This is a genomic window from Streptomyces sp. NPDC001204 (assembly GCF_053598035.1).
This window is the reverse complement of record NZ_JBSFJL010000042.1, coordinates 20232-42587: the sequence shown is the minus strand read 5'-3', so window position 1 is coordinate 42587 and position 22356 is coordinate 20232. Positions and strand designations below refer to the sequence as shown.

The 22356-nt window shown below is 72.8% G+C and carries 27 protein-coding genes; 9 read left to right on the top strand and 18 right to left on the bottom strand.

Features of this window, described 5'->3' with window-relative positions:
• Positions 1-9: 9 nt before the first annotated feature.
• The 7 genes from trpM to hisI form a co-directional block, all read right to left on the bottom strand.
• The gene (trpM, locus tag ACWC91_RS37015) at positions 10-198 is read right to left on the bottom strand and encodes a tryptophan biosynthesis modulator TrpM (protein WP_141361829.1); all 189 of its coding nucleotides are present in this window, start codon (positions 196-198) and stop codon (positions 10-12) included.
• A 46-nt stretch (positions 199-244) separates the two neighbouring features.
• Entirely contained in the window at positions 245-1054 is an 810-nt protein-coding gene (trpC, locus tag ACWC91_RS37010) for an indole-3-glycerol phosphate synthase TrpC (protein ID WP_141361827.1), read from the bottom strand.
• Positions 1055-1230: 176 nt separating this feature from the next.
• Positions 1231-1731 (bottom strand): DUF2752 domain-containing protein, encoded by a 501-nt coding sequence (locus ACWC91_RS37005; protein ID WP_450643315.1) that lies wholly within the window; start codon positions 1729-1731, stop codon positions 1231-1233.
• An 89-nt stretch (positions 1732-1820) separates the two neighbouring features.
• Positions 1821-2066, bottom strand: a complete 246-nt coding sequence (locus ACWC91_RS37000; RefSeq protein ID WP_141361823.1) for an HGxxPAAW family protein — start codon at positions 2064-2066, stop codon at positions 1821-1823.
• Positions 2067-2209: 143 nt separating this feature from the next.
• On the bottom strand, positions 2210-2857 hold the full coding sequence (locus tag ACWC91_RS36995) for a TIGR02234 family membrane protein (RefSeq protein ID WP_225074235.1): 648 nt from the start codon (positions 2855-2857) through the stop codon (positions 2210-2212).
• A gap of 61 nt (positions 2858-2918) precedes the next feature.
• Positions 2919-4433, bottom strand: a complete 1515-nt coding sequence (locus ACWC91_RS36990; RefSeq protein WP_450642760.1) for an anthranilate synthase component I — start codon at positions 4431-4433, stop codon at positions 2919-2921.
• 11 nt (positions 4434-4444) lie between these two features.
• Entirely contained in the window at positions 4445-4846 is a 402-nt protein-coding gene (hisI, locus tag ACWC91_RS36985) for a phosphoribosyl-AMP cyclohydrolase (RefSeq protein WP_450642762.1), read from the bottom strand.
• 165 nt (positions 4847-5011) lie between these two features.
• Between hisI and ACWC91_RS36980 the strand changes: the two genes are divergently transcribed.
• On the top strand, positions 5012-5647 hold the full coding sequence (locus tag ACWC91_RS36980; RefSeq protein WP_141361816.1) for a TIGR03085 family metal-binding protein: 636 nt from the start codon (positions 5012-5014) through the stop codon (positions 5645-5647).
• A gap of 25 nt (positions 5648-5672) precedes the next feature.
• Here the strand turns inward: ACWC91_RS36980 and ACWC91_RS36975 are convergent, their stop codons facing one another.
• The 10 genes from ACWC91_RS36975 to hisD all read right to left on the bottom strand — a co-directional run bounded on the left by ACWC91_RS36975 (position 5673) and on the right by hisD (position 13383).
• The gene (locus tag ACWC91_RS36975) at positions 5673-6929 is read right to left on the bottom strand and encodes an MFS transporter (RefSeq protein WP_225074238.1); all 1257 of its coding nucleotides are present in this window, start codon (positions 6927-6929) and stop codon (positions 5673-5675) included.
• 14 nt (positions 6930-6943) lie between these two features.
• The gene (locus tag ACWC91_RS36970; protein ID WP_225074239.1) at positions 6944-7531 is read right to left on the bottom strand and encodes an ArsR/SmtB family transcription factor; all 588 of its coding nucleotides are present in this window, start codon (positions 7529-7531) and stop codon (positions 6944-6946) included.
• Positions 7532-7650: 119 nt separating this feature from the next.
• The gene (gene hisF, locus ACWC91_RS36965; protein WP_225074240.1) at positions 7651-8406 is read right to left on the bottom strand and encodes an imidazole glycerol phosphate synthase subunit HisF; all 756 of its coding nucleotides are present in this window, start codon (positions 8404-8406) and stop codon (positions 7651-7653) included.
• Positions 8403-8807: a RidA family protein gene (locus ACWC91_RS36960; protein WP_450642763.1), complete on the bottom strand. Its 405-nt coding sequence runs from the start codon at positions 8805-8807 to the stop codon at positions 8403-8405. The genes hisF and ACWC91_RS36960 overlap by 4 nt, the downstream gene beginning before the upstream one ends.
• Positions 8804-9529 (bottom strand): bifunctional 1-(5-phosphoribosyl)-5-((5-phosphoribosylamino)methylideneamino)imidazole-4-carboxamide isomerase/phosphoribosylanthranilate isomerase PriA, encoded by a 726-nt coding sequence (priA, locus tag ACWC91_RS36955; protein WP_225074242.1) that lies wholly within the window; start codon positions 9527-9529, stop codon positions 8804-8806. Before priA ends, ACWC91_RS36960 begins: the two co-directional genes overlap by 4 nt.
• A gap of 4 nt (positions 9530-9533) precedes the next feature.
• On the bottom strand, positions 9534-10184 hold the full coding sequence (gene hisH, locus ACWC91_RS36950) for an imidazole glycerol phosphate synthase subunit HisH (protein ID WP_376503426.1): 651 nt from the start codon (positions 10182-10184) through the stop codon (positions 9534-9536).
• The gene (locus ACWC91_RS36945; protein WP_225074244.1) at positions 10175-10339 is read right to left on the bottom strand and encodes a hypothetical protein; all 165 of its coding nucleotides are present in this window, start codon (positions 10337-10339) and stop codon (positions 10175-10177) included. Before ACWC91_RS36945 ends, hisH begins: the two co-directional genes overlap by 10 nt.
• Positions 10336-10938 (bottom strand): imidazoleglycerol-phosphate dehydratase HisB, encoded by a 603-nt coding sequence (hisB, locus tag ACWC91_RS36940; protein ID WP_225074245.1) that lies wholly within the window; start codon positions 10936-10938, stop codon positions 10336-10338. The genes ACWC91_RS36945 and hisB overlap by 4 nt, the downstream gene beginning before the upstream one ends.
• Positions 10935-12050 (bottom strand): histidinol-phosphate transaminase, encoded by a 1116-nt coding sequence (locus tag ACWC91_RS36935; protein WP_225074246.1) that lies wholly within the window; start codon positions 12048-12050, stop codon positions 10935-10937. Before ACWC91_RS36935 ends, hisB begins: the two co-directional genes overlap by 4 nt.
• A 7-nt stretch (positions 12051-12057) precedes the next feature.
• Positions 12058-13383: a histidinol dehydrogenase gene (gene hisD / locus ACWC91_RS36930; RefSeq protein ID WP_450642766.1), complete on the bottom strand. Its 1326-nt coding sequence runs from the start codon at positions 13381-13383 to the stop codon at positions 12058-12060.
• Positions 13384-13577: 194 nt separating this feature from the next.
• Here hisD and ACWC91_RS36925 point away from each other — a divergent pair, with 194 nt between their 5' ends.
• A complete protein-coding gene (locus tag ACWC91_RS36925; protein ID WP_450642767.1) occupies positions 13578-15152 on the top strand; it encodes an oxidoreductase in 1575 nt (524 codons plus the stop codon).
• A 7-nt stretch (positions 15153-15159) separates the two neighbouring features.
• Here the strand turns inward: ACWC91_RS36925 and ACWC91_RS36920 are convergent, their stop codons facing one another.
• Positions 15160-15687, bottom strand: a complete 528-nt coding sequence (locus ACWC91_RS36920; protein WP_450642769.1) for an Lrp/AsnC family transcriptional regulator — start codon at positions 15685-15687, stop codon at positions 15160-15162.
• A 240-nt stretch (positions 15688-15927) separates the two neighbouring features.
• On the opposite strand from ACWC91_RS36920, the gene ACWC91_RS36915 reads away from it, so the two are divergent.
• Genes ACWC91_RS36915 through ACWC91_RS36885 form a run of 7 tightly spaced genes read left to right on the top strand, consistent with a single transcriptional unit; the run spans position 15928 to position 22270 of the window.
• Positions 15928-16410, top strand: a complete 483-nt coding sequence (locus ACWC91_RS36915; RefSeq protein ID WP_450642771.1) for a hypothetical protein — start codon at positions 15928-15930, stop codon at positions 16408-16410.
• On the top strand, positions 16407-17486 hold the full coding sequence (locus ACWC91_RS36910; RefSeq protein ID WP_450642772.1) for a C45 family autoproteolytic acyltransferase/hydolase: 1080 nt from the start codon (positions 16407-16409) through the stop codon (positions 17484-17486). Before ACWC91_RS36915 ends, ACWC91_RS36910 begins: the two co-directional genes overlap by 4 nt.
• Before the next feature lie 58 nt (positions 17487-17544).
• A complete protein-coding gene (locus tag ACWC91_RS36905; protein WP_225074252.1) occupies positions 17545-17964 on the top strand; it encodes a VOC family protein in 420 nt (139 codons plus the stop codon).
• Positions 17961-18722 (top strand): SDR family NAD(P)-dependent oxidoreductase, encoded by a 762-nt coding sequence (locus ACWC91_RS36900; protein WP_225074253.1) that lies wholly within the window; start codon positions 17961-17963, stop codon positions 18720-18722. Before ACWC91_RS36905 ends, ACWC91_RS36900 begins: the two co-directional genes overlap by 4 nt.
• A 33-nt stretch (positions 18723-18755) precedes the next feature.
• Positions 18756-19784, top strand: a complete 1029-nt coding sequence (locus tag ACWC91_RS36895; protein ID WP_450642773.1) for a Rieske 2Fe-2S domain-containing protein — start codon at positions 18756-18758, stop codon at positions 19782-19784.
• Positions 19781-20722, top strand: a complete 942-nt coding sequence (locus tag ACWC91_RS36890; protein WP_225074255.1) for a PDR/VanB family oxidoreductase — start codon at positions 19781-19783, stop codon at positions 20720-20722. The genes ACWC91_RS36895 and ACWC91_RS36890 overlap by 4 nt, the downstream gene beginning before the upstream one ends.
• Before the next feature lie 36 nt (positions 20723-20758).
• A complete protein-coding gene (locus ACWC91_RS36885; protein WP_281155103.1) occupies positions 20759-22270 on the top strand; it encodes an amino acid permease in 1512 nt (503 codons plus the stop codon).
• The last annotated feature ends 86 nt before the right edge of the window (positions 22271-22356 follow it).

Below are 22356 nucleotides of genomic sequence, written 5' to 3'. Positions count from 1 at the left end.
CGGCTCAGCTCACCGCTGGTGGCGCGCACGCGGGCGACGCCATCGCATGCCGTTGACCTGGCCCGGTTCGTCACCGATGACGTACCGCACCCTGCGGCCGTGCACACGGCGTGCGGGCGCGCGGCAGCCACGGGGCCGGCAGCCGCGCGCGAGGCGGGCGTACGGGTCCCGGAAGGGTTCGGCGATCGGGAGGGTCATCGGGGCACACTCTACCGGCGTACGGCCACTCGGGTGAGCGGCTCGCTCAGCTCCGCCCGTGCCGCAGCGCCGGGTGCGCGCCGGCCGCCACCAGGTCGGCGACCGCCGTCTTCGGGTCGCGGCCGGTGACGAGAGACTCGCCGACCAGGACCGCGTCGGCGCCGGCGTTGGCGTAGGCGATGAGGTCGTGCGGGCCGCGCACGCCGGACTCGGCGATCTTGACGAGGCCGTCCGGGATCTCCGGGGCCACCCGCTCGAAGGTGTCGCGGTCGACCTCGAGCGTCTTCAGGTTGCGTGCGTTGACGCCGATCACCTTGGCGCCCGCGTCCACCGCGCGCTCGACCTCCTCCTCGTCGTGGACCTCGACGAGCGGGGTGAGCCCGATGGACACCGCGCGCTCGATCAGCGACTCCAGGGCCGGCTGGTCCAGGGCGGCGACGATCAGCAGGGCGAGGTCGGCGCCGTAGGCCCGGGCCTCCCACAGCTGGTACGAGGTGACGATGAAGTCCTTGCGCAGGACCGGGATGTCCACGCGCGCGCGGACCGCCTCCAGGTCGGCCAGCGAGCCGCCGAAGCGGCGCTGCTCGGTCAGCACCGAGATGACGGAGGCGCCGCCCGCCTCGTAGTCCGCGGCGAGCCCGGCCGGGTCGGCGATCGCGGCCAGTGCTCCCTTGGACGGGCTGGAGCGCTTGACCTCGCAGATCACCTTGACGCCGTCACCGCGCAGCGCGGCGGCCCCGTCCTTGGCCGCGGGCGCCTTCGCCGCGCGCTCCTTGAGCTCGTCGAGGCTGACGCGCGCCTGCCGCTCCGAAAGGTCGGCACGGACTCCGTCGATGATCTCGTCGAGCACACTCACGCGAGCGGCCCCCTTCCAGACGGTGGACTGTTCCAGCGGGTCGAACGGCCTCCGGCGGTCCGCCGCGAACCGATCAGGCGGGTGGAACCGGTGGTTACTGCGATGGTATCCGGAGGCGGGCGCCGACCTCGCATCCGGTCGACGGCGGTCCCACTACCTGGACATACCGGGCCCGATCAAGGATGGAGCCAGCCGCCGAACGGCAGGTTCCGGGCAACGGTGAACACCAGCAGCAGGGCGCCGAGGCTCCACAGGTGCGCCGTCCCGAGCACGAGGCGCGGCGGCCGCCCGCGCACGGCGCGCAGGACCCACAGCGTCCACACCACGGCGAAGACCGGATAGCCCACGGCGGCCAGGGCGTTGTCGTGCAGGGCCGTCATGAAATCGCCGCGGATGAAGGCGTGGGCGCCGCGCAGCCCGCCGCAGCCGGGGCAGTAGAGACCGGCGTAGCGCAGCAGGGGGCAGACCGGGTAGTGGCCGGGCTGGTTGGGGTCCACGGCCCCGACGTAGGCGAAGGCGCCGGCGACGGCGGTCAGGACCCCGGCCGGGACCGCGAGCCGCCTGAGCACGGCCGTGGCGTGCGGGGGAAGGGCGGGGGCGTCCTGGGTGCGCCGCGGGCGGGGTACGGGCGTCCGGCCGTGCGTCACCCTCCGGCTGTCGGGATTCACGCCTCGCATTCTGCCCCGGACCGGTCACTCACGCGCGAGGGGCGGCACCGGGCCGCCCCTTGGGCTGTCGAATGGTACGGGTCCGCCCCGTGCGGACCTCAGCTCTCGGCGCGGGCCGGCTCGCGCGGGCCGACCTGGTGCACCGGGTGCTCGTTCTTCTGGCCGAGGCCCATCATGCGCATGATGCCGCCGACGACGCCGCCGGCGAGCACGATCCCCATGCCGGCCCAGAAGCCGACCGGCTGGGCCATCACCATGAAGGCGCCCGCGACGCAGAAACCGATGAAGGCGATGATGACACCGGTCCAGGCGGCCGGGGTGTGACCGTGGCTGCTGCCCGCCATGACTTGCTCCTCGTTGCTGTGTTCTTGTCTGAGCCGGACGCTCGGCTCCATTGTCCCGTACCCGTGCACCCGACGTGAGCGGGGGTGGCTCCTCGCGACCGCCGTCCGGGCCCGGCGCGAAGCGCGCCCCGGCCTGGCGGCGGTCAGGCGGGTCCGGAGCCGGTCGGGTCCTCGCCCCGGTCGAGGGCCTTCCACAGGTCCTCGGGGCGGTCGGGGTCGACCGGGCGGGTCGCGCGGGTGCGGGGGGCGCCGGAGCGCTCGTAGCGGCCGGACATGGCCGGCCACAGGCGGCCGTAGCGCAGGGCGAGCAGGCCCGCCAGGAGCAGCAGCGCCCCGCCGACGGCCGCGACGTAGGGCCAGCCGGTGTGGCTGAGCGCGGCGGCGGTCGCGGCGGTGTCGCCGGAGACCTGGGCGGCCTTCTCGTCGAGGGCGCCGCCGTCGGTGGCGCCGAGCAGGGCGGCGGCGACCGTGCCCGCGCCGGAGAGCGCGAGCAGCACGGCGACCAGGACGCGGCCGGAGCGGCGGACGGCGAAGACGGCGACGAGCGCGGCCAGGCCCACTATGGCCAGCGCCGCGGGCACGCCCGTGACCTCGCTGCCCTTGGCGGTCAGCGGGAAGGCGCCGCCGGCCACCGTCGCGGTGCCCTCCGCCCAGCGCTGCCGGGTGGCGAGCAGCGCCACGGCCGCGCCGAGCGCGCCGCACAGCAGGGCGACGGCGAGGCTGCGGCGGCCGGACCGGGCGGGTGCGGCGGCTTCGGAACGGGGGTGAGGTAGGGCAGTCACGTACTCCACTATCGCTCGGACCGCGGGCGCCGTGTCATCCGGGGTTCATGTGCCGGACGTGAGAAACGCCCTACTGTCCCAGCCGGTTCGCGGTGTGCACCGCCCGCAGCACGGCCGCCGCCTTGTTGCGGCACTCGGTGTCCTCGGCCACCGGGTCGGAGTCGGCGACGACGCCGGCGCCCGCCTGGACGTAGGCGGTGCCGTCTCGCAGCAGGGCGGTGCGGATGGCGATGGCGGTGTCGGAGTCGCCGGCGAAGTCCAGGTAGCCCACGCAGCCGCCGTACAACCCCCGCCGGGACGGCTCGAGTTCGTCGATGATCTGCATGGCCCGCGGCTTCGGCGCGCCCGACAGGGTGCCGGCCGGGAAGCAGGCGGTCAGCACGTCGAAGGCGGTGCGGCCCGCCGCGACCCGTCCGGTCACGGTGGAGACGATGTGCATGACGTGCGAGTACCGCTCGACGGACATGAAGTCGACGACCTCCACGGAGCCCGGCTCGCAGACCCGGCCCAGGTCGTTGCGCCCGAGGTCGACGAGCATCAGGTGCTCGGCGCGTTCCTTGGGGTCGGCGAGCAGTTCCTCGGCGAGGGCCTGGTCCTGCTGCGGGGTGGCGCCGCGCGGCCGGGTGCCGGCGATGGGGTGGACCATGGCCCGCCCGTCCTCGACCTTCACCAGGGCTTCCGGGCTGGACCCGACGACGTCGAAGGCGTCTCCGTCCCCGCAGGGGAACCGGAACAGGTACATGTACGGCGAGGGGTTGGTGGCCCTGAGCACCCGGTAGACGTCCAGCGCGCTCGCCGTGCACGGCGTTTCGAAGCGCTGCGAGGGGACGACCTGGAAGGCCTCGCCCGCGCGGATGCGCTCCTTGACGTCCTCCACGGCCGCCTGGAAGTCCTCGCCGCCCCACAGCGAGGTGTACTCGGGCAGTTCGGAGGGCGGCAGCGCGGCGGGCGGCTGGACGACCGGGCGGGACAGGTCCGCCTCCATGGCGTCCAGGCGGGCCACGGCGTCGGCGTACGCCTCGTCGACGCCGGTGTCCAGGTCGTTGTGGTTGATCGCGTTGGCGATCAGCAGGACCGTGCCGTCCCAGTGGTCGAGGACCGCGAGCTCGGAGGTGAGCAGCATGGTCAGCTCGGGCAGCCGCAGGTCGTCGCGCTCACCGGGGCCGATCTTCTCCAGTCGGCGCACGATGTCGTAGCCGAGGTAGCCGACCATGCCTCCGGTGAAGGGCGGCAGGCCCAGGTCGTGGGCCAGGTCGCGGGGGGTGTGCAGGGTCTCGACGGTGGTGCGCAGCGCGGCGAGCGGGTCGCCCTCGGCGGGGACGCCGACGGGCGGGGCGCCGAGCCAGTGGGCCTGGCCGCCGCGCTCGGTGAGGGTGGCGGCGCTGCGGACGCCGACGAAGGAGTACCGGGACCAGGTGTACGCCGTACTGCCGTTCTCCGCGGACTCCAGCAGGAAGGTGCCGGGGCGCTCGGCGGCGAGCTTGCGGTAGAGCCCGACCGGGGTGTCGCCGTCGGCGAGGAGCTTGCGGGTGACCGGGATGACGCGGCGGTCGGTGGCGAGTTTGCGGAACGTCTCGAGGTCCATGGCGGCTGACCCTACTGACCTTGGGCCGGCGCGCCGGAACCGGCGTCCTTCAGCAGGACGTCGGCGTCGAAGCAGGTGCGGTCGCCGGTGTGGCAGGCGGCGCCCACCTGGTCGACCTTGACCAGCACGGTGTCGGCGTCGCAGTCCAGGGCGACGGACTTGACGTGCTGCACGTGCCCGGAGGTGTCGCCCTTGACCCAGTACTCCCGGCGGCTGCGCGACCAGTAGGTGCAGCGGCCGGTGGTCAGCGTGCGGTGCAGCGCCTCGTCGTCCATCCAGCCGAGCATCAGTACCTCGCCGGTGTCGTACTGCTGGGCGATGGCGGGCAGGAGCCCGTCGGCGCTGCGCTTGAGGCGGCGCGCGATCTCCTGGTCGAGGCTGCTGGGCGTGGGCGTACCGGGCGTGCTGGTCATGGGTGCCATTGTGCCGCGCGGGACCGGCGTCCGGGGCGGCGTTCCACTGGCTGAGCGACGTGGCGCGACGGGGGCTTTTCGGGCGCCCGGCCCTTGGGCGGCTCGGCGCCCGGGGTGGCCGGTCGACGGGTGGGCGGACTCGCTGCGTGGTCGTAGGCTGACCACATGTCGACCTTTGCCAAGCGTGAACGGCTCCTTCTCGCCGATCTCTTGGAGACCGCCGGCCCTGAGGCGCCCACCCTCTGCGAGGGGTGGCTCACCCGGGACCTGGCGGCGCACGTGGTGGTGCGCGAGCGGCGTCCCGACGCGGCCGGGGGTGTGCTGATCAAGCCGCTGGCGCCCCGCCTCCAGAAGGTGATGGAGGAGTACGCGGCGAAGCCGTACGAGGAGCTGATCCAGCTGATCCGTACCGGCCCGCCCCGCTTCTCACCCTTCCAGCTCAAGCAGATCGACGAGGCGGCCAACACCGTCGAGTTCTACGTCCACACCGAGGACGTGCGACGCGCCCAGCCCGACTGGACGCCGCGCGAACTCGACCCGGTCTTCCAGGAGACCCTGTGGTCCCGGCTGGAGCGCACCGCCCGGCTGCTGGGCCGGGGCATCCCCACCGGCCTGGTCCTGCGCCGCCCCGACGGTCGGACGGCCGTCGCGCACCGGGGCACGCCGGTGGTGACGGTGACGGGCGAGCCGTCGGAGCTGCTGCTGTTCGCGTTCGGCCGGCAGGGCACGGCCCGGGTCGAGACGGTCGGCGACCAGGACGCGATCACCAAGCTGTCGGAGACCAAGCAGTTGGGGCTCTGAACCCCGCCGCGCCGCTCCGGCGGGGTCAGCGGGGCAGTTCGGCGCGGCGCAGGGCGGGGGCGGCCAGGGCCACGACCCCGCCCAGACCGCACACCGCCGCGCTGACGACGAACACCGGGCCGGTCCCCCAGGCCCCGATCGCGGCGGCCGACAGCGGCATGCTGAGCGGGGCGAAGCCGAGGCTGATCAGGCCGCCCACGGCGGTGACCCGCCCGAGGTAGGCCGGATCGGTCTGGGTCTGCAGCAGTGCGCCGCACAGGGCGCCGCTGAGTCCGACGAGGAGGCCGATCAGTACGGCCACCGAGGCGGCGGCGACGACGCTCGGGACGAAGGCGAGGGCACCGATGGCCACGGAGCCGGCCAGGATCATGTACGCGGCCACGTGTCCGGCGTGCGGCAGCCGGCCGCGCACCGCCAGCAGCAGGGAGGCCGCGCCCGCCCCCGTGCCGAATCCCGCCAGTACCCAGCCCATCCCGGAGGCGCCCCAGCCGCGCTGGTCGGCCAGCAGGGCCAGGCCCACGTTGAGGGGGGCGACGAAGCCGAGGTCGCCGAAGACGATGGCCAGCATCAGCGGGCCGAGGACACGGTGGCGGCGGATGTAGCGCAGGCCCGCCACCAGGTCGCGCCAGGGGGTGCTGTCGGCGGTGCCGGCGGCGTCGTCCTGCGGCAGGTCCCGGATCCGTACGGAGAGCAGCAGTGGGAGGGACACGGCGATCAGCAGTCCGGCGCACCCGAACGCCGCCGCGGCTCCGCCGAGTGCGACGCCGAGGCCGCCGAGCGGGGCGCCGACGACGCTCGCGAACCTGATCGCCAGCCCCCGCATGCCCTGCACGCGCGCGAGCTGGTCCCGGCTCGTCACCCGCGCGGGCAGGGCGCCCACCGCGGGCATGAACACGGCGTCGACGGTGCCGAAGACGAGGGCGAGCAGGGCCAGCAGCCACAGGCCGGGGCTGGCGAGCCACAGCAGGGCGGCCACCGCCAGGACGGCGGCGCAGCGTACGGCGTCGCTGCCGATCACGACCCTGCGCGGCCCGAGCCGGTCGGCGATCACTCCCCCGCCCAGCATCAGCAGCGCCCTGGGCAGCGCGCCGACCGCCATCACCACTCCGGCCTGCGCGGGTGACCCGGCACGGATGGCCGCCCAGGACAGGGCGAGGTAGTAGACGTTGTCGCCCATCATCGAGGCGGTGTAGGCGGCGAGCCAGCGCAGGACGTTGCCGTCGCGGTGGGCGGGGCGCTCGGCTGCACGTTCGCCGGCGGATATCGCAGACGCGGTGGTCAAGGCGGTGACCTCTCTCAGACGCGGAACGGGAAGGCGTACGTGTGCAGCGCGACGTGTTCGCGCCCTTCGGTCTCGCCGGCCGCCTCGCGGGCCCGGCCCTGCTCGTCGTACTTCGTCAACAGGTCGTGCACGTCCTTCTTGAGCTCGGCCAGTTCGGCGGCCGTCAGCCGCAGCAGCGACTCCGAGTCGAACGCGGCGTCGTTCCACTCCCGCCCCCAGTGGAGGCGCTCGTCGAGGTAGGTGCGGTACATCTCGACGCGCTGCTCCAGGAAGAGCCGGGAGGCCGCGAGGTGCGCCGTCACCTTCTCCGGCGCGTCCCGGAAGTCCTCGTCGCGGATGGAGACGCCGTCCGAGGCCGGCTGCCACCAGCGTTCCCGCGCGTCCCCGCTGCGCGGCTCGGCCGCCTCGATCAGACCGTGCTCGGCGAGCTTGCGCAGGTGGTAGCTGACCAGGGACACGGCTTCGTCCACCTGTTCGGCCAGGTGTGAGGCGGTCGCCGCCTCGGCCACGAACAGCAGCCGGTAGAGCTTCATGCGCAATGGATGGGCGAGCGCCTTGAGCGTGCCCAGATCGGTGACTTTCCGGTTCTCCTCGCGTGGCATGCACCCACCATAGATACGAAAGGAAAGTTGCACAACAGGAATTGCGCAACTTCTCTTTCGCGTATCGGCACGAGAAGGCCCCGGCCGCTACGGGGCGACCGGGGCCATGCTGTCTCGGGCTACCGAACGGGGTGTCCCGCCCCGCGCAGTGCCTCCTTGACCTGGCCGATGCGCAGGTCGCCGAAGTGGAAGACCGAGGCGGCAAGGACCGCGTCCGCGCCCGCAGTTACGGCCGGAGGGAAGTCGGCGAGCTTGCCGGCGCCGCCCGAGGCGATCACCGGTATCGTCACGTGCCTGCGGACGGCCGCGATCATCTCCAGGTCGTAGCCGTCCTTCGTGCCGTCCGCGTCCATCGAGTTGAGCAGGATCTCGCCCGCGCCCAGCTCCGCCGCCCGGTGCGCCCACTCCACCGCGTCGATGCCGGTGCCCCGGCGGCCGCCGTGGGTGGTGACCTCGAAGCTCCCGGAGGGAGTGCGGCGGGCGTCCACCGACAGGACCAGCACCTGGCGGCCGAAGCGCTCGGCGATCTCCCGGATCAGCTCCGGGCGGGCGATCGCGGCCGTGTTGACGCCCACCTTGTCCGCGCCCGCCCGCAGCAGCTTGTCCACGTCCTCGGTGGTGCGGACGCCGCCGCCCACCGTCAGCGGGATGAACACCTGCTCGGCGGTGCGGCGCACCACGTCGTACGTCGTCTCCCGGTCGCCCGAGGACGCGGTGATGTCCAGGAACGTCAACTCGTCGGCGCCCTCGGAGTCGTACACCTTGGCCATCTCGACGGGGTCGCCGGCGTCACGCAGGTTCTGGAAGTTGACGCCCTTGACCACCCGGCCGCCGTCCACGTCCAGGCAGGGGATGACTCGGACCGCCAGGGTCATGAATCCACGGCTCCTCTGTATGCCTCTAGCTCGATCTCGACCAGGATGCGCGGATCCACGAAGCCCTCGACGACCAGCAGGGTCGAGACCGGACGCACCAGGTCGAACAGTTCCTTGTGGGCCCTGCCCACCTCGTCCACGTCCCGCAGATGGGTCAGGTACAGCCGGGTCCGGACCACCGCCCCGGGGCCCAGTCCGAACTCGGCGATCGCTTCCAGCGCGCTGGTGAACGCGACCTTCGCCTGCTCGTACGGATCGCCCTCCCCGTACAGCACACGGCCCTTGAAGGCCGTCGTGCCGGCCACCAGGACCCGGTCGCCCGCCGCTACGGCGCACGCGTAACCGAATGTCTCTTCCCAAGGACTTCCGCTCTGCACGCGCCGTACGGCTTCCGACGTCATGACGCCACTGCCTCCAAGGCCTCTTCCAGGGTGAACGCCTTCGCATACAGGGCCTTCCCGACGATGGCGCCCTCGACACCGAGCGGCACGAGGCCGGCGAGCGCCCGCAGGTCGTCGAGCGAGGAGACACCGCCCGACGCCACCACCGGGCGGTCGGTCGCCGCGCAGACGTTCTTCAGCAGCTCCAGGTTGGGGCCCTGAAGGGTGCCATCCTTGGCGATGTCGGTGACGACGTAGCGCGCGCAGCCCTCCTTGTCGAGGCGCTCCAGCGTCTCGTACAGGTCGCCGCCGTCGCGGGTCCAGCCGCGGCCGCGCAGCGTGGTGCCCCGTACGTCCAGGCCGACCGCGATCCTGTCGCCGTGCCGGGCGATGACCTCGGCGACCCACTCGGGGGACTCCAGGGCGGCGGTGCCGAGGTTCACGCGGGTGCAGCCGGTGGCCAGGGCGGCGGCGAGGGTGTCGTCGTCGCGGATGCCGCCGGACAGCTCCACCTTGATGTCCATGGCCTTGGCGACCTCGGAGATCAGCTCGCGGTTGTCGCCGGTGCCGAACGCGGCGTCCAGGTCCACCAGGTGCAGCCACTCGGCGCCCGCGCGCTGCCAGGCCAGGGCGGCCTCCAGCGGAGAGCCGTACGAGGTCTCCGTGCCGGACTCGCCGTGCACGAGGCGCACGGCCTGGCCGTCGCGGACGTCGACGGCGGGGAGGAGTTCGAGCTTGGCCATGTCTCTACAGGGTTCCGATCCAGTTGGTGAGCAGCTGCGCTCCGGCGTCGCCGGACTTCTCGGGGTGGAACTGGGTGGCCCACAGGGCGTCGTTCTCCACGGCGGCCACGAAGGGCTTGCCGTGCGTCGCCCAGGTCACCTTGGGGGCGTTCAGCGCCGGGTTGTGGGTCTCCAGCCGCCAGTCGTGGACGGCGTAGGAGTGCACGAAGTAGAAGCGGGCGTCCGCGTCCAGGCCGGCGAACAGCTCCGAGCCGGCCGGCGCCTGAACGGTGTTCCAGCCCATGTGGGGCACGATGTCCGCCTGGAGCGGCTCGACCGTGCCGGGCCACTCGTCCAGGCCCTCGGCCTCCACCCCGTGCTCGATGCCGCGCGCGAAGAGGACCTGCATACCGACGCAGATGCCCATCACCGGGCGCCCGCCGGACAGCCGGCGGTCGATGATCCAGTCGCCGCGCACGTCCTTCAGGCCCCGCATGCAGGCGGCGAACGCCCCCACGCCCGGCACCAGCAGACCGTCGGCGTTCATCGCCGCGTCGTAGTCGCGGGTGATCTCGACGTCGGCTCCCGCGCGGGCGAGGGCCCGCTCGGCGGAGCGGACGTTGCCGAAGCCGTAGTCGAAGACGACCACCCTTTTCGCGCCGGTGCTCAATTCCACACCTCCAGCCGCATCACGCCCGCGACGAGGCACATCGCCGCGCCGATGGACAGCAGCACGACGAGGCTCTTCGGCATCTGCTGCTTGACGAAGGAGATGATGCCGCCGAGCAGGAACAGGCCGACGACGATCAGCAGGGTGGACAGACCGGTCACAGCGCGCCCTTCGTGGAGGGGATGATGCCGGCCGCGCGCGGGTCGCGCTCGGACGCGTACCGCAGCGCCCGGGCCAGGGCCTTGAACTGGCACTCCACGATGTGGTGCGCGTTGCGCCCGTAGGGCACGTGCACGTGCAGCGCGATCTGCGCCTGGGCGACGAAGGACTCCAGGATGTGGCGGGTCATCGTGGTGTCGTACTCGCCGATCATCGGCGCCATGTTCTCGGGCTCGGTGTGCACGAGGTACGGGCGGCCGGACAGGTCGACGGTGACCTGGGCGAGGGACTCGTCCAGCGGGACCGTGCAGTTGCCGAAGCGGTAGATGCCCACCTTGTCGCCGAGCGCCTGCTTGAAGGCGGCGCCCAGCGCGAGGGCCGTGTCCTCGATGGTGTGGTGGGAGTCGATGTGCAGGTCGCCGTCCGTCTTCACGGTCAGGTCGAACAGACCGTGCCGGCCGAGCTGGTCGAGCATGTGGTCGTAGAAGCCGACGCCGGTGGCGATGTCGGTCCTGCCGGTGCCGTCGAGGTCGATCTCGACCAGGACCGAGGTCTCCTTGGTGGTGCGCTCGACCCTTCCGACGCGTCCCTCGCGAGTCATCCGCTCTGCTCCTGTTCCTTCTTCAGTTCCCGTACCGCGTCGAGGAACGCGTCGTTCTCCTTAGGCGTTCCCGCGGTGACCCGCAGCCATCCCGGTACGCCGTTGTCCCGGACCAGGACGCCCCGGTCCAGGATCCGCCGCCAGGCGGTGTGGGCGTCCTCGAACCGCCCGAACTGGATGAAGTTGGCGTCCGACTCGGTCACGTCGTAGCCGATCGCGCGCAGTTCGCCGACCAGCCGGTCCCGCTCGGCCTTCAGCTGCTCGACATAGCCCAGCAGCGTGTCGGTGTGTTCCAGGGCGGCCAGTGCCGTCGCCTGCGTGACCGCCGAGAGGTGGTACGGCAGCCGGACCAGCTGCACGGCGTCCACGACCGCCGGGTGCGCCGCGAGGTAGCCCAGGCGCAGACCGGCGGCGCCGAACGCCTTGGACATGGTGCGGGAGACGACCAGGTTCGGCCGGCCCTCGAGCAGCGGCAGCAGCGAGGCGCCATGGCTGAACTCGATGTACGCCTCGTCCACGATCACCATGGACGGCTTGGCCGCCTGCGCCGCCTCGTACAGCGCGAGGACCGTCTCCTGCGACACCGCGTTGCCGGTGGGGTTGTTGGGGGTGGTCACGAAGACGACGTCCGGGCGGTGCTCCGCGATCGCCCGCTCGGCGGCGGCGAGGTCGATCGTGAAGTCCTCGCGGCGCGGCCCGGAGATCCAGCCCGTGCCCGTGCCGCGCGCGATGAGCGCGTGCATGGAGTACGAGGGCTCGAAGCCGATCGCGGTGCGGCCCGGACCGCCGAAGGTCTGGAGCAGCTGCTGGATGACCTCGTTGGAGCCGTTGGCCGCCCAGACGTTCTCGACGCCGACCCGGTGGCCGCCCGTCCTCGTCAGGTACCCGGCGAGCTCGGTGCGCAGCTCCACCGCGTCCCGGTCGGGATAGCGGTTGAGGCTGCGGGCGGCCTCGCGCACCCGCTCGGCGATCCGCTCGACCAGCGGCTCGGGCAGCGGGTAGGGGTTCTCGTTCGTGTTCAGCCGTACGGGGACGTCCAACTGGGGCGCGCCATAAGGGGACTTGCCGCGCAGCTCGTCCCGTACGGGAAGATCGTCGATTCCGAAGCTCACTTGCCGCTCACTTGCTCGTCGGTACCTTCCAGCCGAACCTCGCCTTGATCGCCGCGCCGTGCGCCGGGAGGTCCTCCGCCTCCGCCAGCGTCACCACGTGGTGGGCGACCTCGGCGAGGGCGTCCCGGGTGTAGTCCACGATGTGGATGCCGCGCAGGAAGGACTGGACGGACAGGCCCGAGGAGTGGCAGGCGCAGCCGCCGGTGGGAAGCACGTGGTTGGAACCGGCCGCGTAGTCGCCGAGCGAGACGGGCGCCCAGGGGCCGACGAAGACCGCTCCGGCGTTGCGCACCCGGTCGGCGACCGCCGCCGCGTCGGCCGTCTGGATCTCCAGGTGCTCGGCGCCGTAGACGTCGACCACCTTCAGGCCCTCGTCGAGGCCGTCGACCAGGACGATCGCGGACTGCTTGCCGGACAGCGCCGGGCGGATCCGGTCCTCGATGTGCTTCGTCGCCGCGACCTGCGGCTCCAGCTCCTTCTCGACCGCGTCCGCGAGTTCCACGGAGTCGGTGACCAGGACGGCGGCGGCCAGCGGGTCGTGCTCGGCCTGGCTGATCAGGTCGGAGGCCACGTGCACCGGGTCGGCGGTGGCGTCCGCGAGGATCGCGATCTCGGTGGGGCCGGCCTCGGTGTCGATGCCGATCTTGCCGGTGAAGTAGCGCTTGGCGGCGGCGACCCAGATGTTGCCGGGGCCGGTGACCATGTTGGCGGGCGCGCAGGACTCGGTGCCGTGGGCGAACATCGCCACGGCGGTGGCGCCGCCCGCCGCGTACACCTCGTCGACGCCGAGCAGGGCGCAGGCGGCGAGGATCGTCGGGTGCGGCAGCCCGCCGAACTCGGCCTGGGCCGGCGAGGCGAGCGCGATCGACTCGACGCCGGCCTCCTGGGCGGGCACGACGTTCATGACCACGGAGGACGGGTAGACCGACCGGCCGCCCGGCGCGTACAGCCCGACGCGCTCGACGGGCACCCACTTCTCGGTCACCGAGCCGCCGGGCACCACCTGGGTGGTGTGCGTGGCGCGGCGCTGCTCGCGGTGGACGAGCCGGGCGCGCCGGACGGACTCCTCCAGGGCCGCGCGCACGTCCGGGTCGAGCTTCTCCAGCGCGTCCTCGATCGCCTGGACCGGGACCCGCACCGACTCCAGACGTACGCCGTCGAACTTCTCGGCGAAGTCGATCAGCGCCGCGTCGCCGCGATGATGCACGGCCTCGCAGATCGGGCGCACCTTCTCCAGGGCGGCCGAGACGTCGAAGTCGGCTCGGGGCAGCAGGTCGCGCAGGGCGGGTCCCTCGGGGAGGGCGTCGCCGCGCAGATCGATTCGGGAGATCACGGTGTCAATTCTCTCAGACCGCGCGCGGGCACCGTCCGTCCGTATCAGTGGCTGATACAGAACGCCGTACCAGTGGCTGGTACGGAACACGGAAGGTCCCCTTCACATTTCGTGTTCAGAGCGTCACCGATCGGGCATGACCGGTTGTACGAAGCGTAGTCAACCAGCGAGTAGCCGGGGAGGGAGGGAGGATCGTGGCCGAGGGGGCCGGCTTAGACTCCGGTGACCTGTCCGACGACCTGACCGCCACCGAGGCGGGAATGTGGCAGGCCTTCCGCAACGGCAGCGTGTACGACCTGCGCAGCGGCGACGCCGTGGTGGACGATCCGCACGGCGGGCAGCCGTGGGGGCCCGAGCGGACCGTGCGGGCGCGCGTCGTCTGCTGGCTGCTCCTGGACGGGCCGCCCGCGCTCGCCGGGCGCGTGTCGTCCCTGAAGCTCCGCGGCCTGCGGGTCACGGGCGCCCTGGACCTCGCCGGGGGCGCGGTGCTGCCGTACATGGAGCTGAACGGCTGCCGGTTCGACCAGGAGGTCCTGCTGCCGGAGGCGCACTTCACCACCGTGCGGCTGGTGGACTGCTCGGTGCCGCGGCTGGAGGCGGCCCGCGTGCGCACCGAGGGCGACCTGCATCTGCCGCGCTGCCGGTTCACCGGCGGGATACGGCTGACCGACGCGCACATCGGCACGGACCTGCTCCTCAACCAGGCGGTCGTGCACCGGGACCGCGCCGGCCGCTCGATCGCCGCCGACGGGATGACGGTGGGCCAGGACCTCCAGGCGGAGCTGCTGGAGTCGTACGGCGAGTTCAGCCTGCGCAGCGCGAAGATCGGCGTGTCGCTGAGCCTGCGCGGGGCGCGGCTCGCCAACCCGCGGGAGCGGTTCGCGCTGAACGCGCCGCAGCTCACGGTGGAGCGCACGCTGTACCTCACCCCGGCGGGCGTCGGCGGACCGCTGAGCGGGGTGACGCCCGCGCACGGGACGCGGATTCAGCCCTTCGAGTGCCGGGGCGGGGTGCGTCTGGACGACGGGCGGTTCGGTGACGCGGTCGATCTGGAGCGGGCCCGTTTCACCCTCACCGACGAGCAGGTGCTGTCGCTGCGCCGGGTGCAGACGCCGGAGCTGCGCTTCCTCGGGGAGCGGCCGCCGCGCGGGCAGGTGCTGCTGTCCGGGGCGCGGGTCGTCACCCTCGTCGACCGGGCGAGCAGCTGGCCCGCGCCGGGCAGCCTGCACATGGGCGGCTTCGCCTACGAGAACCTGGTGCCGCAGGGCCCGTTCCCGCTGACCGAGCGGTTGAACTGGGTGGCGGCGGCGACCGCCGAGTACAACCCGGAGCCGTACGAGCGCCTGGCCGCCGTACTGCGGGAGGCGGGCGAGGACGTGGACGCGCGCGAGGTGCTGCTCGCCAAGCAGCGCCGCCGCCGCGAGACCCTGCCGCTCGCCGCCAAGCTCGTGGGCTACCTCCAGGACTGGACGGTGGCCTACGGGTACCGGCCGGGCCGCGCCGCGGTGTGGATGGCGGTGCTGTGGGCGGCCGGCTCGCTCGCCTTCGCGCGCGCGGGCCCGCCCCCGGCCGACCCCGGCGGCCACCCGGAGTGGAACCCCGCCCTGTTCGCCCTGGACCTGCTGCTGCCGGTCGTCGACCTGGGCCAGGCGGGCGAGTGGCAGCTGCGCGGCGGCTGGCAGTGGCTCGCCGCGGCACTGGTCCTGCTCGGCTGGACCCTGGCAACGACGGTGGCGGCGGGCGCGACGCGGCTGCTGCGGCGGAGCTAGTGCAGCACTAGGGGCTCTCGTTCAGAGCCCTGGGCCCGAGCGGCGCTGCCGCGCGGGACTGGGGTCGTGCGGCGCCTCCGGCGGAGCCGTTCTTGTCGAACCACAGCTTGTGCACGGCGACCTCGAGCATGCACTCGGTCTCGATCACGCCGTCGAGGGGGCGAACGCGCTCCTGGAGGAACCTCCACAGCTCGGTGTCGTCGGCGGTGAGGACCTGGGCGAAGACATCGGCCCTGCCGAGCGTCGTGGAGACGTAACTGACCTCGGCGCACGCCGTCAGCTCCGTTACGACGTGGTCGTGGTGCTCGGGCGCGACCTTGAGGAACAGCAGCGCCAGCCGGGCGGTGCTGAAGCGGCCCGGGTCGGCGAAGGCGGTGATCTTGAGGATGCCGCCGTCCTCGAGCCGGCGGAACCGGCTGCGCACGGTGCCCTCGGAGACGTCCAGAGACCGCGCGATCTCCCGGAAGGCCCGGCGTCCGTCCTGCTCCAGCTCGGCGATGATCGCCCGGTCGAGGCTGTCGAGTTCGATGGTCATGGCCAGATCCTAGGCCGCCCGGACGGCACACGGACCACGCATTGCGAGGCCTGGGCGGGCATCCGCTCCACCTTTGCGCACCACAACGCCGTAAAACTTTTCGCATTACGCAGCACCAACCCCTTGCGTTCACGCATTACGAGCCCTAGCGTCCCGGCTTAACGCAATGCGTATCCCCGGAAGCACATCACTGCCCGGATGCGCAGCGCCACGCATCTCTGGATACGCAAGGAGCAGACCATGTCGCTGCCCGCACCCGCCCCGCCCCCCATCCCGTCCGGGACCGACTTCGCCCGGCCCTCCGGAGCCGGGGCCGCCGTGTCGTTCACCTTCGACGTGGACGCGGAGGCGGGACGGCTCGGCGAGGGCGAGGCGTACGCCCGCCATCTGCACCTGCTCGGCGACAAGGTGTCCGCGGCCGAGCAGCGGGCCGGGATCGAGAAGGGACCGGCCGCGCTCACCGCCGCCGGTGCGCCCGTACCGGCCGGCCACCGCTCGGCCTCCTGGGAGCCGACCCCGGAGACGTTCGACCTGCTGACCGAGCGCGGATTCGGCCACGACTCGGTGATCGGCCGGCCGCAGCGCTTCGCCGAACTCGCCCGGCTCGTCGGGGCCGTGGCCGGGGACGGGCGGGCCTGGACCGCCCCGCTCGCCGACGTCACCGCGTATGCGCACCCGCTGCTGCCGCCGCCCTCCGCCCCGGCCCCGGCGGTGGACCGGTGAGCGGCACCGGCACCGGCACCCACACCCGGTTCGTCTCGACCGCGGTCGAACCGCGCGAGCGCGGAAGGGAGTTCGGCGAGACCTGGCGCCAACGGGTGGCCGCCACCGCCGACGGCTACCGGGAGCTGTTCGCCCACGCCGGTGTGCGGGACCTGTCCGGACCCGGGGCCCGCGCGCTGGCCGCCGTCGAGGCCTGGGCCCCGCACCTGGCCTCCGAGATCCGGGGCATCGCCGAGGGCGCCGCCCTGCCCGTGGAGACCGTCGCGGCGGTCAACGCCCGTACCGAGATCCTCGCGAGCACCCGCGCGGGGGGCGAGTGCTCGACGGTCGTCGCGCTGCGCGACGGCGACGAGGAACCGGTGGCCGCGCAGAACTGGGACTGGTACGCGGGCCTCGCGGCGAACTGGCTGGAGTGGGAGATCCCGCACGCCGGCGGCGGGCGCACCACGACACTCACCGAGTACGGGATCGTCGGCAAGATCGGCGTGAACGACCGCGGGGTGGGCTGCCTGTTCAACATCCTCCACCACCGCGCCGACACCGGCGCCCACGGCGTCCCCGTGCACGTCGTCGCACGCCGGCTGCTCGACGAGGCCGGCACCGTCGCCGACGGGCTGCGGATCATCGGCGGCGCGCGGACCTCCGCGTCCACCACGATCACCGTCGTCGGCGGGCGGCGGGCCGGACGCAGTGCGGTGGCCGCCGAGTTGTGGCCCGACGGACCCGGGCACGTGCTGCCGGACCCCGACGGGCTGCTGCTGCACACCAACCACTTCCTGAGCCGCCCCGGCGCGGGCGGTGACACCGAGCCGCGCACCGACCCCGACACGCTCGTGCGCTACGAGGTGCTGCGCCGGGCCCTGCACGGGCGCGGCCGGGACCTGACCCCCGCGCAGGCGCTGGCGGCGCTGGCCGACCACGGCGGAGGCGTGTGCGTGCACGCCCCCGAGGGACGAGACGACGCCTTCCAGACCCTGGCCGCCGTCCGCATCGACTTCACCACCCGCCGGCTGGACATCCACGCCGGCCCGCCCTGCCGCACCCACGGCAACCGGACCGGCGCCAACGGCGACTGACCCGGCACCCGCGTCAACCGACCCGAACGACCGAGCACTTCGACCCGAGGAGCGAGCAGTGCTTCAGCTCAAGCGCATCGACAACACGGACATCCTCACCCACGACGTACAACGGCTCGTGGACTTCTACCACGGCGTCCTGGGACTGCCCTTCCACCTGCCGTACGTGCCCGAGGAGAAGTGGGCCGCCATCGACCTGGGCAACGTGACGCTCTACCTGTTCGCCTCCGAGGCGGGCGAGCACGCCCCGCGCCGCACCGAGGTCAACGCCGAGAACCCGCCCGGCCTCGACTCGTTCGCCTTCGAGGTGGACGACCTCGACGCCGCGTACGCCGCACTGGACGGCCGGGTCGAGTGGGTCACCGACAAGGAGATCGTCTGGAACCACCCGTCGGGCGTGTGGTACCGCTACCGGCCGTTCTACGACCCGGACGGCAACATGCTGTACATCACCGAGCCGCACCGGGCGCGGGCGTGAGCGCCCCCGCCGCCGGCTCGCTGGCCGGCCGCAGCGCCCTGATCACCGGTGCCGCCCGCGGCATGGGCCGCACCCACGCCCTCGCGCTCGCCGCCCGCGGCGCGGCCCTCGCCCTGGCCGACCTGGACGCCGACGCGCTGGACCGCACGGTCGCCGAGGTCCGGGCGGCCGGCGGGCGGGCGGAACCCTTCACCGCGGACATCACCGCACGCGACCGCGCCGAGGACCTGGTCTCCCGCGCCGCCGGGGTGCTGGGCGGGCTGGACGTCCTGGTGCACAACGCCGGGCTGATGTTCTCCATGACGGGCCTCGCCGAGACCGACGACGCCGACTTCGAACGGCTGCTCGCGGTCAACGTCCGCGCACCGCTGTACCTGACCCGGGCCGCCCTGCCGCACCTGCGCGCGAGCGGGGCGGGACGCGTCATCTTCATCTCGTCGCAGTGGGGCCAGGTTCCCGACGGGCACTCCTACGGCTACATGGTCTCCAAGGCCGCCCAGCTCGGGCTGATGAAGACCCTCGCCCGGGAGTTCGCGAGCGAGCGGATCATGGTCAACGCCGTGGCCCCCGGGGCCGTCGCCACCCGCATGGTGCCCGACTCCAACTACGAGGCCGAGGTCGCGGCCGTGCCCATCGGGCGCCTCGCCGAACCGTCGGAGATCTCCGAGGTGGTGGCCTTCCTCGCCGCCGACACGGGCTCCTTCATCACCGGCCAGACCATCCCCGTCAACGGCGGCGCGCTCGTCGTCGGCATCTGACCACTCGTCGGTACGCCTCCCAAGGACACCCTCATGTCTTCATCCACCTCCGCTCCCACCAAACGCGAGCAGGCCGAGCGCGCCATGCGCCACTCCTGGTTCCCCGTCGCCCGTTCCACCGACCTCGCCACCCCGCAGCCCGCGACGCTGCTCGGCGAGAAGCTCGTGGTGTGGCGCTCGTCCGACGGCACGGCCCACGTCAACGCACGGCGCTGCCCGCACCGCGGCGCCGACCTGTCGCAGGGCGTCGTCACCGACGGCTCCCTCGGCTGCCCCTACCACGGCTGGCGGTTCGACGGCACGGACGGCCGCTGCACCCACGTCCCCTCGCTCGCCGACCAGTCGGGCATCCCGCCGAAGGCCGCGATCCGCACCTACCCGGCCGTGGAGCGGTTCGGCCATGTGTGGACGGTCCTGGAGAACCCGGTCACGGGGCTGTACGACCCGGAGGAGTGGCACGGCCGGGACCTGGTGTGGCTCGCCGCCGAACCGCTGTCGTCGCGCACCGGCGTCGCCGTGGCGATCGAGAACTTCCGCGACGTGGCGCACTTCCCCTTCGTCCACCAGGTGTCGATGGGCCCCACGCCGGAGGTCGTCGCGCCGCTGACGGTGCGCCGCGACGGGATCGACGTGTACATGGACCACCAGTTGGACGCCGGAACGGGCGACTGGGCCGCGCAGGGCGACTGCCTGATGGCGTACCACTGCGCCGCCCCGGGCTTCGCGTCCATCAGCTACCACTACGGCGACGCCGGTCTGCGCGTGGTCGCGGGTTTCCCCTCCCCCGTGTCCTACGAGGAGGTGCGGATCTTCTGGGGCGTCGCCAACGAGCGGGACTTCAAGGGCGCCTCGCTGGAGGAGTGCCTGCGGGTCGAGGAGATGGTCTACCTGGAGGACCTGCCGATCACCGCGAACATCGAGCCGCGCGAGGTGCCCTGGGACGCCGAGGTGCCGGAGTTCTCCGCGCCCGCGGACCTGTTCACCCTCAACTACCGGCGCGCCTTCCACGAGTTGATGCGCCGCACCGCCGGCCTGGTGGACGCGGAAGGCGCACGACCATGAGCCGGCCGGCCGACGCCCCGCGCGAACTGCGCGTCGCGGCACGGGAGGACGCCGCCGACGGGGTCGTCGCGCTCACCCTGGCCGATCCCGGCGGCGGCCGGCTGCCGGCGTGGACGCCCGGCGCACACCTGGACCTGCATCTGGCCGGCGGCCTCGTCCGGCAGTACTCGCTGTGCTCCGACCCGGAGGACCTGTCCCACTACCGGATCGGGGTGCTGCGGGTCGACGACGGCCGCGGCGGCTCGCGGCTGGTGCACTCCGCGCTGCGTCCGGGCACGGTGCTGCCGGTCTCGGCGCCGCGCAACAACTTCCCGCTGGTCGAGGACGCGGACGAGTACGTACTGATCGCGGGCGGGATCGGCATCACACCGCTGCTGCCCATGGCCGGGCGCCTCACGGCGCTCGGCCGGCCCTGGCGGATGCTGTACGCGGGCCGCTCGCGCACCACGATGGCGTTCCTCGGCGAGCTGCCGCCGCGGCACGTCACGGTCGTCCCGGAGGACGAGGCGGGCCGCCCGGACCTCGCCGCCCACCTCGCACCGAGTCCCGGGGCGACGGTGTACGCCTGCGGCCCGGGCGGGCTGCTCGACGCCGTACGCGCCCTGCATCCCGGCCCGTTGCACACCGAGCGCTTCACGGCCGTCCCGGCGGCGCCCGGTCCGGCCGGCGCGGGCGCCTTCACCGTGGAGCTGGCCCGCTCCGGCACCGAGGTGACCGTCCCGGCCGACCGCAGCGTCCTCGACGCGGTGCGCGAGTCGGGGACACCGGTTCCGTCCTCCTGCGAGATGGGCATCTGCGGCACCTGCGAGACCAAGGTCCTCGCCGGAACGCCGGACCACCGCGACGATCTGCTCACCCCCGAGGAGCAGGCCGCCGGCGACACGATGATGATCTGCGTCTCGCGCAGCGCGGGCGCACGGCTCGTCCTCGATCTGTAGGGCCCCTGCTCCGAGCACCCCTGAAGGGGGATCTCCATGCCTGTTGCGTCACACCCCGAGCCACCCGTGCGAGGGGACCGAGAAGACGGGGCCGCGCCCGCGCTGCCGAAGAAGATGCGCTGGTACGACGGTTTCGCCCTGTCGCTGACCATGCCGGCCGCGCTGGTCGCCTCGCTGGGCGGCTCCATCGGCGGCCTCGGCGGCTGGGGAGCGGTCGTGCTGTGGGCGACCGCGATGGTGCTGGCCGCCGTCACCAACTGGATCTACACCGAACTGGCGGCGATGTTCCCCGAGTCCTCCGGGGGCATCGCGCACTACGCGACGGAGGGCTGGAAACGGCGGGCGCCGGTCGTCGGGCCGCTGGCGTCCTTCGGCTACTGGTTCCCGTGGACCACCGCGCTGTCGGTGTACGCCGGGATCGTGGGCTCGCTGGTGCAGGCGCAGTGGTTCCCCGGGCAGCGGTGGAGCCTGGCGTTCGGCCCGGTGCGGCTCACCTTCCCGATCGTCGTCGGTCTGGGCGTGATCGTGCTGCTGTTCGCGGCGGCCCTGGTCGGCCTGCACGCGGCGATGTGGGTGGTGTACCTGACCGGCGGGATGCTGCTCGTGCCGCTGCTGGTGTTCATGGTCGGCCCCTTCCTCAGCGGCCGGTGGGACGCCTCCCGGCTGCACTGGGACCTGCACGGCGCGGCCGGTCTGCGCGAGGCGCTGGTCTGGCTGTACATCATGGCGTGGACCTGCTTCTGCGTGGAGGTGTGCGCCACCTTCGCACCGGAGTACCGGGACACCGTGAAGGACACCTCGCGGGCGCTGCGGGCGGGCGCGCTGTTCGGTCTCGGCGTGTTCGTGCTGATGCCGCTGGCGCTCGCCGGCTACGTCGGCGAGAAACCGATCTCGGACGAGCCGACGACGTTCTACGTCAGGGCCTTCCAGGACCTGATCGGCGGCGGGGCCGACCTGATGGTGGTGTTCCTGATCGGTTCGCTGCTGCTCATCATGGTCACCGGTCTCGCCGACGGCTCCCGGGTGCTCTACACGATGGGCGTGGAGGGGACGACGATCCGGCAGTTCGGTGTGCTGAACGGGCGGGGCGTGCCGGTGCGCGCGCTGGTCGTCGCCCTGGTCCTGAACATCACGACGCTGACGGTGCTGAAGACACCGCTGGCGATCATCGTGGCGGGCAACCTGGGCTACATCCTCACGCACGTGCTGGCGCTGTCGGCGTTCGCCCTGCTGCGCCGGGACCGGCCGGACGCGGCGCGGCCGATCCGCCTGCCGTCGTTCCTCGTGCCGGTGGCGTGGGTGCTGGCCGCGCTGCTGAGCGTGATCCTCGTCGTCGGTGCGACCGGGTTCTCGGTGAGCGGCTACGGCGGTTTCACGGAACTGGGCGTGGCGATCGGGGTGCTGGCGACGGGTGTGGCCCTGTGGCTGTACCGGACCCGGGTGCAGGACCGCGGAAGAGCCGGGGAGCCCGGGCACGCCGGGGACCCCGGAAGTGCCGGGGAGCGCGGAGAAACCGCCGCTCCCGCAGAGCCCGCCGACAGTTGTTGAAATCACCACCTTTTACTTGACCTTGACCATCCGCTGTACAACTTTCCTCGCCTTGCCCGAACCCCCTGGCGCGTCCGCGACCTGCG

Bases quoted from the DNA above. Each gene is read 5' to 3' on its own strand.
- trpM (WP_141361829.1), bottom strand. From the start codon at position 198: ATGACCCTCCCGATCGCCGAACCCTTCCGGGACCCGTACGCCCGCCTC.
- ACWC91_RS37005 (WP_450643315.1), bottom strand. From the start codon at position 1,731: ATGCGAGGCGTGAATCCCGACAGCCGGAGGGTGACGCACGGCCGGACG.
- ACWC91_RS37000 (WP_141361823.1), bottom strand. From the start codon at position 2,066: ATGGCGGGCAGCAGCCACGGTCACACCCCGGCCGCCTGGACCGGTGTC.
- ACWC91_RS36990 (WP_450642760.1), bottom strand. From the start codon at position 4,433: ATGGACCTCGAGACGTTCCGCAAACTCGCCACCGACCGCCGCGTCATC.
- hisI (WP_450642762.1), bottom strand. From the start codon at position 4,846: ATGACCAGCACGCCCGGTACGCCCACGCCCAGCAGCCTCGACCAGGAG.
- ACWC91_RS36980 (WP_141361816.1), top strand. From the start codon at position 5,012: ATGTCGACCTTTGCCAAGCGTGAACGGCTCCTTCTCGCCGATCTCTTG.
- ACWC91_RS36970 (WP_225074239.1), bottom strand. From the start codon at position 7,531: ATGCCACGCGAGGAGAACCGGAAAGTCACCGATCTGGGCACGCTCAAG.
- hisF (WP_225074240.1), bottom strand. From the start codon at position 8,406: ATGACCCTGGCGGTCCGAGTCATCCCCTGCCTGGACGTGGACGGCGGC.
- ACWC91_RS36960 (WP_450642763.1), bottom strand. From the start codon at position 8,807: ATGACGTCGGAAGCCGTACGGCGCGTGCAGAGCGGAAGTCCTTGGGAA.
- priA (WP_225074242.1), bottom strand. From the start codon at position 9,529: ATGGCCAAGCTCGAACTCCTCCCCGCCGTCGACGTCCGCGACGGCCAG.
- hisB (WP_225074245.1), bottom strand. From the start codon at position 10,938: ATGACTCGCGAGGGACGCGTCGGAAGGGTCGAGCGCACCACCAAGGAG.
- ACWC91_RS36920 (WP_450642769.1), bottom strand. From the start codon at position 15,687: ATGACCATCGAACTCGACAGCCTCGACCGGGCGATCATCGCCGAGCTG.
- ACWC91_RS36915 (WP_450642771.1), top strand. From the start codon at position 15,928: ATGTCGCTGCCCGCACCCGCCCCGCCCCCCATCCCGTCCGGGACCGAC.
- ACWC91_RS36895 (WP_450642773.1), top strand. From the start codon at position 18,756: ATGTCTTCATCCACCTCCGCTCCCACCAAACGCGAGCAGGCCGAGCGC.
- ACWC91_RS36890 (WP_225074255.1), top strand. From the start codon at position 19,781: ATGAGCCGGCCGGCCGACGCCCCGCGCGAACTGCGCGTCGCGGCACGG.
- ACWC91_RS36885 (WP_281155103.1), top strand. From the start codon at position 20,759: ATGCCTGTTGCGTCACACCCCGAGCCACCCGTGCGAGGGGACCGAGAA.